This is a genomic window from Psychrobacter immobilis (assembly GCF_904846185.1).
Classification (GTDB): domain Bacteria; phylum Pseudomonadota; class Gammaproteobacteria; order Pseudomonadales; family Moraxellaceae; genus Psychrobacter; species Psychrobacter immobilis_B.
The window spans coordinates 166405-180006 of sequence record NZ_CAJGZQ010000006.1 but is presented as its reverse complement, the minus strand read 5'-3'; the positions used below and the strand labels follow the sequence as shown (position 1 = coordinate 180006).

The following is a 13602-nucleotide window of genomic DNA, read 5'->3' as shown; positions in this document are numbered from 1 at the left end:
CAGCCCTGATCTAAACCCTATCGAGAAAAAGTGGGCACAGGCTAAGTTTCTACGCCAAGGGTGGATGGAGAATAATTTACCAAAACTGTTTCAGGATATGGGCTGTATCTCTTTTATTATAGACTGACTATATCTAGTTTTATAATTTCTCTGGTACATATTTGGGCAACTAATATATCTAAGTGGTTCTTTTTATCTAAATACTGACTATTTATTTTATTGTTTATATCTATATCATCATTGTCTGACTCAATGAGATAACTGATCATATCTAAAAGGAAGGGAATGTAAGTTTTCTGTTCAGAAATACATCCATCTTCTTTTGTTTCAATCGCTAACTTATTAGCTAACAGCATAGCCTTGTTTATTTTCTTTTCTTGAACTAGTTTTTTTGAAAAGAACTCTGTTGCTAGATCACTATTAAAAGCTTTTAGAGTTATTTCCGGAAGTAATATTTTCTTACCAACTTCATTCCAAAAATGATCCCTACATGTAATTAAAATCTTGGTTCTGTGAAGACCTGATGAATATTCTTCGAATATTGAGTTTATAAAATTTTCTATATCAAATTTATCACCAAGCTTAGCTATAACCTCATCTATTCCATCTAATACGATGACTAGACTTCCATTATCAATTGATAGCTTTAGAAGATCTTTACTAAACTTTGAACACTCCAAAATTTCAACTTCCATTAATGCATTGTAAAAATCGAAAATATCACTGATTTTGTTGTCTTGACTATAGTTTCTTGAAAGCTCACTGATTATCTTTTTAGAATCAATAAATAATATTCCTAAACTATTAACTTCGTCATAAACATAGTCCAGAAACTGTTTCGCAAGTGTGGTTTTCCCAATGCCACCATGACCACTTACAACAAATAAAGGCTCGCTTTCAGTATTAAACCACTCTTTAAGTCTATCGATAGCGGATAGATCTAAGTTACTATTGTTATCATTGTCATATAGCCCATTAACATAGACAGGGAGGTTGAACTTTTCGTATGGAAGGATACAATCCTTGTATAAATGTTCATATCCAAACTCGTCGATAAAAAAAACATGATTAGTGCCAAAGAGCTTTCTTATATTTTCTTTTCTTCTATCCACGTCTTTAATATTAGGTTTGTCTATTAATATTATAGTTCTACTAAAATCTAATATTAGGTTATTTTTCTTTATTTCTCCTAATGTTTTCCCTTGATTTGCCTTTTCATGTAGATAAATAAATTCTTTTGAGTCTGAGAACCTATCAACTAATTTGTACACTTCATATATAATATTGTCTTTCCATTTTTTTACTTTAACTGGAAAATTTTCTGCTAAAGAGAAGCTTGAGTTTTTATCTATGTATAGTTGAATAGTTTTTTCTATAGACCTTTCAGGCGTTGTTACGCTTTCGTCTTCATTTCTTCTGTTTTTCAAAAAATCTTTTCTATACTCTTCAAACTCATACTTCAATCCTTCTATTTCAGAAATATTAGCAGTTCTTATTTCATCTGATTTTTGACCTTTTCTGACTAAAACAACTCCTTCATCCAATGATCTGGTTTTAGTCTGTAATTCTTTTTTTGTTTCAGTTATAAACATTGGGGAGGGTATACCAAAAACTAATAGTTCAACATCATTGTATTTTACTTTATTTATACTAAAATTTATAAATGCTGGCTGTGTACACCTTTCTAGTCTTTGAACTAAGTCTTTCTTAAAACTGTCGATATTTCTAAGTTGTTTTATCTTAGAGAAATCTATGTTGTATGATTTTTTTTCGCTTTCACAAAATCCAAATATTAGATATCTACTTTGACCCACATAACTATGATAAGCGTTGGCAAGTGAAATTATATCTTTTAGGAACTCTCCCCATTTAACAGCCATATCTTCACTAGGCGTACTATCATCCCAATACCACTGCCTTTTAAATTCTAATATGGGCGACTCTTCTTTCGCTAGAATTAGTTCAATATCGTCTTGCATTTTGCTTTCCATGAAGTTTAGTAAATATGTCGCATCTTATCATTAATATAACATTTGTTTATAATAGTATTTAATATCAATATGATTATTAAACTTCAAACATTTGCTTCATCAGTTGTTAGAATGCACCTTCATATCACCTTTCTTACCATCTGGCACAATCACAATAGGTAACACCAACCCTTTCGCAAAGTCATCAGACAGCACGTAATCATAGCTACTGGCAGCGATATCAGGCGTAGTATGAATGATGAGTTTCATCTCATTGCCATCGGTTAGCTCATGCGAGACATAGCTTTCACTCAGCTGATCCAAGGCTTTCGATAGTGCCTCATTACTTGCCATGCTTACCGTTAGATTATGCTGAGCCGTCGCATTATCTACCTTGAAATATTCTGCGTAGTCGCGCACATTTTGGCTATCGAGCGCAAACGGATATTGATAATTGGCAGGGTCAGCGGGCTTTTCACCGCTATCCATGACAGCCCAGTCGATAGTCTTAGTGGCTGTCGTTGACGAGTCTGCGGTCGCCACCGCTGGCTCAGAAGCTTGAGCGGCAGTTTCAGCATTGTTGTTGCAGCCTGCCAGTGCCCACATGCTGGCAGTAGCGATGATCATCATATTCATTAGGCGCTTAGCCATCGACGTATCCTTAGTATTATTAATCATAAACAATATCTTATCAGTGCTATTTTGACAGGTTTCTTGATGCTTCTCTAGACAAAAGCAACAAACCGTTTATTCTAATCAACGCTTTACCTAAATCTAGGGTTTTAATGTCAGTTTTTATACAGGTATTCAGCGCCATTATTGCTCAATCAAAACGCAAAAAAACAGCCATCTTATGATGACTGTTTTTTATAAGTAGCTAGTTTTTTAAAACTGGCAGACCGTTTATAGCTAGCTAATTAGATTTGGCAGTTTACTTGATATTCTTTACCGTTTGCCCATTTGATGGCAAAAATACCTTTGTCGCCTTTCATGTGCCATGCATAGACAGCTTCTGGGTTTGACTCATTAACGTAGCTTGCAGTATCACCTTGTACATCACCATTTAAGATGATTGGTTGCTCAGCCCATTTTACTTTAGGCAAGGTCGCATTGAGCATCACTTGTTTTTTATTGATAGATTGTTTAGCCATGATGGTGCTGTCGTCAGTACAGGTATAAGGTGCTGGTGCCATACGATCATAAGCGGCATCGGTGACGCTTTCTGATGCAGGCGTGTTTGATGCATTTGGCGTAGTAGGAGCCGTGGTTGCACAAGCACTTAATAGGGCAAGGGTAGGTAGGGCAACAGCAAATTTAGTTAGGGTGTTCATGGCATTCTCCAAAGATATAAAAATCATAATGTATTTATTTTTAATAATGCGTTAAGCATATAGCGCATATGGTAACGAAAACAGCGCTTGAAGAATGTTAGAAATTGTTTGTTACGTGTTCATTAAGTTACTTAATCACTGACTAATGTAACGCATCATTTGGTGCGTTTTGGTCGGTATTTAAGCTTTGATTATGGATTTATTAAAAATAAGCCGCTTCAAAGGAAAAAAGCGCCTATCGATCTTTTGAACGATAGACGCTTTTTTGATGAGCTTAAATAAGTGTTCGTCACTCATTTAAGCATCTGCATTTAGCAATGATATACAGAGCTTTAGCTACTTGGTTTTACGCGGTGGCAGACCCGTATGCTGGGTTTGGAAATTGCCTTTGCTCACGCGCTTTTTGGTATTTTTGCTGACCGTGATTTGACCCGCAGCGCCTTTAGCGGATGCGCCATTGGTTGACGAATTATTATTACGCTTCACCGAGTCATTACCGAGGCGGCTGTTCTTTTTACGCGCTGATTGATAGCTATCTTGTGCCGCATCGCGCCCTTCTAAACTGGCGTTGAACGGCGGGATTAAGCAGCCACGATTTTTACCAATCAAATCGCCACGACCCATATCTTGTAGCGCTTTACGCAGCAGTACCCAGTTTTTTGGATCATGATAGCGCAAGAACGCTTTGTGTAATTTGCGCTGCTTACCAGATTTGACGATATCCATGTCACCTTCATCACGGCTGATCTTATGTAGCGGATCTTTATGCGTGTGATACATGGTGGTCGCTGTCGCCATTGGGCTTGGATAAAATGCCTGTACTTGGTCAGCACGGTAGCCATGGCTTTTTAGCCACAGCGCAAGGTTCATCATATCCTCATCTTTCGTGCCCGGATGCGCGGCGATAAAGTAAGGAATCAGATATTGCTCTTTGCCAGCTTCTTGGCTGTACTGCTCAAACATGGCTTTGAATTTATCATAGCTGCCCATGCCCGGCTTCATCATTTTCGATAAGACGTTTTCTTCAGAATGTTCAGGCGCAATTTTTAGATAACCACCGACATGATGGCTGACCAATTCTTTGACGTATTCTGGATCTTTTACCGCCAAGTCATAGCGCAAGCCAGAGGCGATAAGAATCTTTTTCACACCTTTGATATCACGGGCTTTGCGATATAGTTTGGTCAAATTACTGTGATCGGTAATTAGGTTTTCGCAGACGTCAGGATAGACACAAGACGGCTTACGGCAATTCTTTTCAATGGTCTCGTCTTTACAGCTCAGACGATACATATTGGCTGTTGGCCCGCCAAGGTCAGAGATAACGCCAGTGTAGTTAGGTGCGGTATCACGAATGGCTTCGACTTCTCGTAGGATAGATTCTTCCGAGCGGTTTTGGATAATGCGTCCTTCGTGCTCAGTGATAGAACAAAAAGTACAACCACCAAAGCAGCCGCGCATGATATTGACCGAAAATTTAATCATGTCATAAGCAGGGATACGCGCATCGCCATAGCTTGGGTGCGGCAGGCGTGCATACGGCAAGTCAAACACATAATCCATCTCTTCTGTCGAGAGTGGCACTGGTGGCGGATTGAGCCAAACGTCGATAGAGGTATGCGAGTTACCAGCACCGCTACTATGACGTTGCACGAGCGCACGGGCGTTACCTGGATTGGTCTCTAAATGCAGAATACGACTTGCATGAGCATAAAGCACAGGGTCCGATTTGACATGCTCATAGTCAGGCAGACGAATGACGGTTTTTTCACGTGGTGGCATTTTTAGCTTATGCTTACGTGCGGTCATTGGCTTATCAAAACCGCGCATTTGCACCACTTGCGTCTCTTCATCGACTTGTTCAGCGTTGATAACTTTATTGGCAACTGGCTCAGCGACAAAACCCTGATATTGCGATGACATAGATGAAGGCATGGCTTGGCCAACAGGCGAGTCCGATGGTTTGTTCTGCTCAATTGAACAGCTATCAACGTCTTCGGTCATCACATAAGGGTTGATAATTGGATCGACACGACCGACAGTATCGACATCGTTACTCGCAACCTCAGTCATGTCTTCTTGCCAATGACGACGAGTCGGAGTCAATAAATAAGCCGTACCGCGCAATTTACTCATTTGCTCGAAGCTATAGCCTTTCGACAGACCATGTACCACATCGACGATCGCACGTTCAGCATTACCATATAGTAAGACATCAGCACGCGCATCCAGCAAGATACTACGGCGCACTTTGTCTGACCAATAATCATAATGAGCGATACGGCGTAAGCTACCTTCGATACCGCCTAAGATAATTGGCACATCAGGATAAGCTTCACGGCAGCGCTGGCTATAGACGATAGCGGCGCGGTCAGGGCGTTTATTTGCCACGTTGCCCGGCGAGTACGCATCATCGCTACGAATCTTGCGATCGGCGGTATAGCGGTTGATCATGCTGTCCATGTTGCCTGCGGTCACGCCGTAAGCATAGACAGGTTTGCCCAATTCCATAAACGCATCTTTGCTCTTCCAATCGGGCTGAGCAATGATACCCACACGAAAGCCTTGTGACTCTAGTAGACGACCGATAATCGCCATACCAAAGCTTGGATGATCGACATAAGCATCGCCTGAAATAATGATGACATCACAGGCATCCCAGCCCAAATCGTCCATCTCTTTGCGGCTCATTGGCAAATAAGGCGCAGGTTCGTAACAGCTTGCCCAATGTTTGTCGTAGTCGTAAAGTGGTTTGGTGCCTTGTTTAAAGGCGGTGCGGGCGATGGTATCGGCAGACATGAGCGGACCTGTTAATTAGAAAAATGGCACTAAAAAAAGCCGTTATTCATTAAAAATATTAACGGCTCATTTAAAAGCGCTCATTTTAACATGAATTGTCTTCATGATGTCATAAACGATGATAAAGGATTGACGATAAGTTATTGATAGTTTAAGTAATCTATGAATAAAAAGGCTTCTAGGAACTAAGCGCATCTTTATTTCAAATCATCGTTTATAGTAAGGATTTGCTACTCTAATAACTGAAATGGGAAAGTGACAACGTCAAAAGCTAAGGCAAAAGGCAATAAAACCAGCTTCTGAGCTGTATTTGCGCCACTACGAGACACTTGATTTTGCTGACTTTGGGTATAAAAGCTCACCGTATAAGGCTTAGTTAAAGGGCGATAATTGGATTGGATTAAGCTGAGGTTACTTACTTGCGGATAGATAGCACCTTTGACAGGAACGCTAAAGCAAAAGCGCTGAGCATTGATACGCTGGTCACTGGCTGAGGTACATTCTTTGCCGTTGTTTTGCAAAAAGAACTGATAGTCAGAACGTTTAAATTCATCTTTTAGTTTGGCATAAGACAGCTTCATCTCACCCTGAAAATACCCATCGTTATTGGGCACATAAAAGTTCATCTCATTATCGACTTGGATATTTTTTGGTGTCAAATTGGTCAGTAAATTCACCATCTCTGTCCCACCTTGGGTCAGCACATAGCTGTTTTTTTCACCGACGATCACCATGGTCGCGTTGGGCATTTTTGGCAATGCCTGTGCAGGGCGACCAAAAGCCACAATTTGATCTTCTGACAACACACTTTTAGTTGTCGTTGTGTTGACTCGATTGTCACTGTCTAATAATGAACTGGTTGCACAGCCAGAGCTGGCGAGCAATGCCGCAAGCGATGCACTGGCCATCACTGTTTTAAAGCTTAATGCTTTTAGTACTGGATTATTACTTTCTTCTTTTCTAATGGTACGGGTGTTTTTAGTCATGGTAAGGCTTCCTTGTCTACTAGGCGATGGGCTACTGGTGCGGCATCTATTATTTACTGCCAAACTTTCGTTGATATCGTACCTTGTTTGACCGCGACTTATCTACTTTTAATTAAACAGCCAAGCAGTTTTTATAACCAAATTAATCGAGCAAAATCTTTGTGCCACTTTTAGTAAAGTTCATCACAAATTGGCTTTTAAAGTTGCGCACATTATTCTCATAGGTGAGCAAACCAGTCGTGAATCGATGGTAATCACTCATATTTTTGGCATTGACCATCAACATAAAATCCGCATCACCTGATACCTCATAACAGCTCATCACCTGTGGCTGCGCATTCATCAAGCGCTCAAACCGATGTTGCATCGAGGTATTCGAGCGCGCCATCTCTATCATTACCACAGCAGTAAGTCCGTAGCCCACCTTGTTTGGGTCAACGATAGCGACTTGCTTGGTAATGACGCCATTGCTGATTAATGCTTGAATACGGCGCTGGGCAGTAGCAATAGATACATACACTTGTTCTGCTACGGTTTTTAATGGCAAGGTCGCATCGTCTTGTAATAAATTTAAAATCGCTTTATCGATATCATCTAAAACTTGGCTCATGGTGTACTCTCTTTTAGAAAGTGTTTCATTCACTGGATTTTTTACAATTATTATCACTATAAATCAAAATATAAGAAAATATTTATTTTCAAAGCCTATAAAAGAAAAATTTATTCATAAATAAATTTTTATAGCAATAATATATCACCGACACTCAGTAAAATAGACGCTATTAATCAAGGTTTAACAACCAAAACTTAGCAACTAAAACCTAGCAACCAAAGCTTAACCCTAACAAGTAAAAGCTCACAGCTGGTTTTCTAATATCTATGTAAACTTACGGTGCTTTTATGTCTACTTCAATGCTTTCTACTGTCTTTGTAAATACGCTAGCAACGACTGTCTCGCGCTTGCCATTGCCAGCGATTTGGACGGCGGGTAGCGCACAGCAACGCACATTAATATTGGGCGTCATACTAGCCATCTTGTCGAATTTATTATTTGGCGTACTTTATGCTTACAGCAGCTTTTTGGCGCCATTGTCAGGTACGCAAGTTTTTATATGGCGTATGCTAGCGATGTGGGCAGCATTGATAGGATATTTACTGATTAGTGGGCGCTTAGGTTTTCACATTGATAAACTCAAAGCGCTAGGCACAGTTAAGCAGTGGGCGTGGTTGCTATTGCCGACACCGATATTCTTAAGCCAGTTTTGGTTATTTATGTGGGCACCGGTCAATGGGCAGGGCGTACAAACCGCGATGGGTTATTTCTTATTTCCACTGATGATGGTAGTGTTTGGTTGCGTACTATTTGGTGAAAAATTAAGCCGTTTGCAATGGTTGGCTGTTGGCTTTGCCGCATTAGGAGTCGGCAGTGAAATTATCCGTACACAAAGTGTCTCTTGGGCAACGCTTTGGGTCTGCGGCACGTATCCGCTGTATTATATTTTGCGTCGTCTGCAAGGGATTGGCGCGGTGACTGGACTCTTGGTTGATTTGACGATATTCGCACCATTTGCTGTGGCTTATTTGTTTTTATTCGCGCCGAGCAGTTTAAGCTTAGTGAGCGGTTCTGGCTTTTTTATCCTGATGCTGGCGGGACTTGGTGTCATGAGCGTGCTTGCGATGAAAACCAATGTGGATGCTAGCCAAATGCTGCCAGTGAATGTCTATGGCATGATGAGCTATTTAGAGCCTGCATTATTATTTATCTTAGCCGTAACTGTACTGGGCAATCCGTTTGAATCAGCGATGATTTATAGCTATGGTTTGATTTGGCTCGGTATTGTCTGTCTGATTATGCACGGTATACGTCAATTACGCAGTGCTCATAAACAATCGCAAACGACAAAGATTGCGCCAGTTGTTTGAGGGTTGATAAGTAACCTTGATTGAACAAATAAAAATGGACGATTCAACACTATGCTGAATCGTCCATTTTTTAAGATTAACACCAATCTGTTGAAAGATGACTTTAATCTAAATCCTTCTTAAAACCACGCTGCTTATCACGTTCCCAATCACGGTCTTTAAGCGTTTTACGTTTGTCGTGTTGTTTTTTACCCAATGCCAAGCCAATTTGACATTTTACCAACGAGTTTTTCCAATAGCAGGATAATGGCACGCAGGCATAGCCTTTTTGGTTGACTGCACCCATTAACTTTTCGATTTCGCGGCGATTGAGCAGCAGTTTACGGGTACGGATACTATCAGGACTGACATGCGTCGAGCTGGATAGTAGCGGCTGGATATGCGCGCCAAATAAGAATGCCTCATTATTACGAAAGATAATATAAGCTTCGGTAATGGTCATTTTGCCCGCACGAATGGCTTTTACTTCCCAACCTTGTAACGACAGACCTGCCTCAAACGTTTCTTCAATAAAATACTCGTGTCGAGCTTTTTTATTGGCACAAATTTGATTTTCTGGTTTTTTTGATTTTTTTGACATAATTTCTCCATAAGGACTGCCTACAAATACAAAGTCCTTATCTGACTAGTCCTACTGATTCCTCATCCTAACTCAATAAATGGCATTGTCTTTTATTTGGTTTATAAAATGGATGAGTCGAACCGCCTATTGTAGCAAAGCCTCTAACAAAAATGTAAGTCGACTATTAGGACAAATGTAGCCAATATAGTCGCAGTCATTTAAGGTGGGTACACAGCAATCGGGCGCAAACAGAAGACTGAGTACATTAAGTGAGTTTAAGGCGGTAACTATTTACAAATGCATCGACGATAAGTATTAAGTTTGAGCAAAATTTGCTAGCATATAGCCTATTATTACTGACCCTATTAGCCACGCTATGAGCCACTCTACTTCTGCTAACTCCTCAAAGCTGCACACCAGAATTTTATATCCTGGTACCTTTGATCCTATTACCAATGGTCATGTGGACTTGGTCACACGCGCCACCAAACTATTTGATGAGGTCGTTATTGCGGTTGCCTCAGGACATCACAAAAAGCCTTTATTTAACTTTGAGGAGCGCGTCGCCTTAGTCGAGACAGTATTTGCTGACTTGCCGCAAGTATCGGTGGTGGGTTTTGAAGGTCTACTCGTTGACTTTATGCGTGAAAAAAATGCCACTGCTGTCTTACGAGGTCTGCGGGCGATGTCAGATTTTGAATATGAATTTCAGCTGGCCAATATGAATCGTGAGCTTGATGAAAACTTTGAAGCGGTGTTTTTGACGCCATCGCAGAATTACTCATTCATCTCCTCGACGATGATTCGAGAAATCGCCAAACTCGGTGGTGATGTGACTAAATTTGTCCCGCCATGTGTCTCACAAGCTTTTGCTGAAAAACTCAATCTTAAATAGCAAAATACCTGCTGACAATGAAGATGTGTCGAACATTTAAACGCATCGAAATCGTCAAAGCCAACGATACAAGTGTTATAAGAAAAATATAAGGAGCAGTCTATGGCGTTATTAATTACTGATGAATGCATCAACTGTGATGTGTGCGAGCCTGCCTGCCCAAACGAAGCCATCTCAGAAGGCGATGATATTTATGTGATTGACCCTGATCTATGCACCGAATGTGTCGGGCACTTCGATGAGCCGCAATGCGTGGTCATTTGCCCTGTCGATTGTATTCCTCATGATCCCAATCATGTCGAGACTGAAAGCGATTTGTTGTCAAAATATAAACGTATTACTGGTCAATAGAACATGATGATATCAAACCCTTCAACGAACGACTTTGACCAGCAACATCTCTGGCATCCGTATGCCAGTCTACCACCGACATATCCCAATATTGTGATTGATCACGCTGATGGTATTTATATCGTCACGCAAGATGGCACGCGTCTGATCGATGGTATGTCATCGTGGTGGGCGAGTGCACATGGCTATAATCATCCAAAGCTAAACGCGGCAATTATTGAGCAATTGGGTAAAATGGCACACGTCATGTTTGGGGGTTTAACCCATCAGCCAGCGATAGATTTGGGCAAAAAGTTGCTTGCTATCGTTCCTGCTGGACTTGATGCCATATTTTATGCCGATAGTGGCAGTATCGCGGTAGAAGTGGCATTAAAGATGGCATTGCAGTATCAAATTGCCGCTAAGCGTCCGCAAAAGTGCCAATTTGCCTCGACCCATTCAGGTTATTATGGTGATACGTGGCATGCGATGAGTGTCTGCGACCCTATCAATGGCATGCACAGTCTCTATGGTAAACAGTTACCGATGCAGCATTTTGTGCCAGCTCCGCCACTGGGCTTTGAACGTGATATTAGCCAGTCTGAGTATGATGAATTAACGGATTTCTTTGATAAAAATAGCGATAAGTTGGCTGGATTTATTATCGAGCCGATTATTCAAGGCGCAGGCGGGATGCGCTTTTATAGTCCTGAATATCTGCAACTACTGCGTCAGCTGTGTAATGAGCACAATGTGCTATTGATTGCGGATGAAATTGCTACGGGTTTTGGTCGTAGCGGTAAGTTATTTGCATGTGAGCATGCTGATATCAGCCCTGATATCATGACCATTGGTAAGGCGTTGACAGGAGGTTATATGACTTTTGCGGCGACTTTATGTACGCGTAACATTGCCGATACCATTAGCCAAAGTGATTATCCAGCACTGATGCACGGTCCGACCTTTATGGGCAATCCGCTAGCTTGTGCCGTCGCTTGTGCCTCAATTGATTTAATACTGTCCTATGGTATTGAAGCGCGTACAGCAAATATCCGAATAATAATGGAACAACAACTTGCTGTAGCAGCAAAGCTAGACGGTGTTAGGGAAGTACGCTGTCTGGGCGCAGTTGCCGTCATTGAGCTAAATGAAGCGATTGATATGCCGACCTTTCAAACCTTGCTGATTGAAAACGGTATTTGGGTCAGACCATTTGGTAAATTGGTTTATATCATGCCGCCTTATGTGATTACAGATGACGAACTTGCTACCCTTTGCCAAGCATTATTAAAAGTAGTAAGTATTTATTTAACGCAAAAAGGTCAATAATGAGCGTTCTCTTTATCTCCGGTATCGATACCGACATCGGCAAAACTTATGCGACGGGTATGATTGCCAAAGCGCTTATGCAGCAAGGTATTGATGTTATTACCCAAAAGCTGGTGCAAACTGGTGTCGCAATAAATCCAGATAGTGGCGAGATAGGAATTGCTGATGATATTATTATCCATCGTCAGCTGATGAACCTTCCGTTGCAACCTTGCGACCTTAATTTCACCACTTGTCCATATCGTTATGAGAAGCCTGCATCACCGCACTTAGCGACTCGGTTATCAGGGGAAGTGCTAGATCCTGAACTGATCACTAGTGCCACCAAACGATTGCAAGCTGAGTATGACTTGGTATTACTAGAAGGTGCTGGTGGGTTGCTCGTGCCAATAACGGAGCAGTTATTAATTTTAGATTATATTGCTGCTCAAGGTTATCCGATTGTTTTGGTTACTTCTGGTCGTTTGGGCAGTATCAACCACACATTACTGAGTTTAGAGGCAATAAAAGCACGTGGGTTATCGGTACATAGCATCATTTATAATCATATCCATGACGATGCTGATCAGACAGATGAAGAGATATCCACTAGTACAATAGAATTTTTGCAAAGCTATCTCAAAAGCAATTATCCAAATACACATTGGCTACAGCTACCCGATTTGAAAAATGCAATATTTGCCACTGATAGCCTGTTAAAAGATCACCATTTAAGCTTACCAATAGACTTTATTTAACCTATTTGTGCTGATGCTAAAAATAAATCCAAAAGACGTTCGCACTCTGCCATAAGTTTGTTATACTAGCGCGCTTGGTAGACTAGACAATCGCCGCTGCACACTGGCAACAGAGATGCAGGGGAGGAAAGTCCGGGCTACATAGGGCAGCGTGCCAGCTAACGGCTGGGCAGGGTAACTTGACGACCAGTGCAGCAGAGAGTAGACCGCCTTTGGCTTATATGAGTATCGCAAGATATTCATGTCATCGGTAAGGGTGAAAGGGTGCGGTAAGAGCGCACCGCGTGGCTGGCAACAGTTCACGGCATGGTAAACTCCACGCGTAGCAAGACCAAATAGGCATCGGCATGGCGCGGCCCGCGTTCGATGCGGGTAGGTTGCTTGAGCGTACGAGCGATTGTGCGCCTAGAGGAATGATTGTCCACGACAGAACCCGGCTTATCGGTTTACCAAACCTTTTTTATTGTTCGTGATAAAAATGCAGAAAATTTGATAAAATTCATATTTTCTGCAAAAAAGCCCTTATAGGGGTTGACGACAGTCAACAGCTTGGGTAAAATGTGCATCCTAAAATGGCGATGTAGCTCAGCTGGTTAGAGCGCATGACTCATAATCGTGAGGTCAAGAGTTCAAGTCTCTTCATCGCCACCATTTTTATTTTAGCAATACCTGCAATATTAAAAATGCCAATCATTATTTGATTGGTTTTTTTTTGCCTGAAATAAATTATTTAAGAATAT

General features: G+C 41.2%; 12 protein-coding genes, 1 tRNA gene and 1 other RNA gene. 7 read left to right on the top strand and 7 right to left on the bottom strand.

Features of this window, described 5'->3' with window-relative positions; all coding sequences use genetic code 11:
• Positions 1-116: 116 nt before the first annotated feature.
• The 6 genes from JMW94_RS05090 to JMW94_RS05065 form a co-directional block, all read right to left on the bottom strand.
• Positions 117-1979: an NB-ARC domain-containing protein gene (locus tag JMW94_RS05090; RefSeq protein ID WP_201602269.1), complete on the bottom strand. Its 1863-nt coding sequence runs from the start codon at positions 1977-1979 to the stop codon at positions 117-119.
• A 111-nt stretch (positions 1980-2090) separates the two neighbouring features.
• Positions 2091-2648: a hypothetical protein gene (locus JMW94_RS05085; protein WP_227685421.1), complete on the bottom strand. Its 558-nt coding sequence runs from the start codon at positions 2646-2648 to the stop codon at positions 2091-2093.
• A 239-nt stretch (positions 2649-2887) separates the two neighbouring features.
• Entirely contained in the window at positions 2888-3301 is a 414-nt protein-coding gene (locus tag JMW94_RS05080; protein WP_045443583.1) for a hypothetical protein, read from the bottom strand.
• A gap of 336 nt (positions 3302-3637) precedes the next feature.
• On the bottom strand, positions 3638-6100 hold the full coding sequence (locus JMW94_RS05075) for a YgiQ family radical SAM protein (RefSeq protein WP_201602268.1): 2463 nt from the start codon (positions 6098-6100) through the stop codon (positions 3638-3640).
• A gap of 230 nt (positions 6101-6330) precedes the next feature.
• A complete protein-coding gene (locus JMW94_RS05070) occupies positions 6331-7086 on the bottom strand; it encodes a hypothetical protein (RefSeq protein WP_087813980.1) in 756 nt (251 codons plus the stop codon).
• Between the two features lie 142 nt (positions 7087-7228).
• The gene (locus tag JMW94_RS05065; RefSeq protein ID WP_201602267.1) at positions 7229-7696 is read right to left on the bottom strand and encodes an Lrp/AsnC family transcriptional regulator; all 468 of its coding nucleotides are present in this window, start codon (positions 7694-7696) and stop codon (positions 7229-7231) included.
• Between the two features lie 290 nt (positions 7697-7986).
• Between JMW94_RS05065 and rarD the strand changes: the two genes are divergently transcribed.
• Entirely contained in the window at positions 7987-9009 is a 1023-nt protein-coding gene (gene rarD / locus JMW94_RS05060) for an EamA family transporter RarD (protein ID WP_201602266.1), read from the top strand.
• 103 nt (positions 9010-9112) lie between these two features.
• On the opposite strand, the gene smpB is transcribed toward rarD, so the two are convergent.
• Positions 9113-9589 carry an SsrA-binding protein SmpB gene (smpB, locus tag JMW94_RS05055; protein WP_011512728.1) on the bottom strand — a complete coding sequence of 159 codons (477 nt, stop codon included), beginning with the start codon at positions 9587-9589 and terminating at the stop codon, positions 9113-9115.
• A 358-nt stretch (positions 9590-9947) separates the two neighbouring features.
• Between smpB and coaD the strand changes: the two genes are divergently transcribed.
• The 6 genes from coaD to JMW94_RS05025 all read left to right on the top strand — a co-directional run bounded on the left by coaD (position 9948) and on the right by JMW94_RS05025 (position 13513).
• Positions 9948-10466 carry a pantetheine-phosphate adenylyltransferase gene (gene coaD, locus JMW94_RS05050; RefSeq protein ID WP_060490411.1) on the top strand — a complete coding sequence of 173 codons (519 nt, stop codon included), beginning with the start codon at positions 9948-9950 and terminating at the stop codon, positions 10464-10466.
• 102 nt (positions 10467-10568) lie between these two features.
• Positions 10569-10817, top strand: a complete 249-nt coding sequence (locus JMW94_RS05045) for a YfhL family 4Fe-4S dicluster ferredoxin (RefSeq protein ID WP_021814308.1) — start codon at positions 10569-10571, stop codon at positions 10815-10817.
• A gap of 6 nt (positions 10818-10823) precedes the next feature.
• Complete coding sequence (bioA, locus tag JMW94_RS05040; RefSeq protein WP_201602281.1) at positions 10824-12125, top strand: adenosylmethionine--8-amino-7-oxononanoate transaminase; 1302 nt, start codon at positions 10824-10826, stop codon at positions 12123-12125.
• Complete coding sequence (gene bioD / locus JMW94_RS05035; RefSeq protein ID WP_413786184.1) at positions 12125-12862, top strand: dethiobiotin synthase; 738 nt, start codon at positions 12125-12127, stop codon at positions 12860-12862. The genes bioA and bioD overlap by 1 nt, the downstream gene beginning before the upstream one ends.
• A 74-nt stretch (positions 12863-12936) precedes the next feature.
• Positions 12937-13319: RNase P RNA component class A (gene rnpB, locus JMW94_RS05030), an RNA gene on the top strand.
• Between the two features lie 117 nt (positions 13320-13436).
• Positions 13437-13513, top strand: a tRNA-Met gene (locus JMW94_RS05025).
• The last annotated feature ends 89 nt before the right edge of the window (positions 13514-13602 follow it).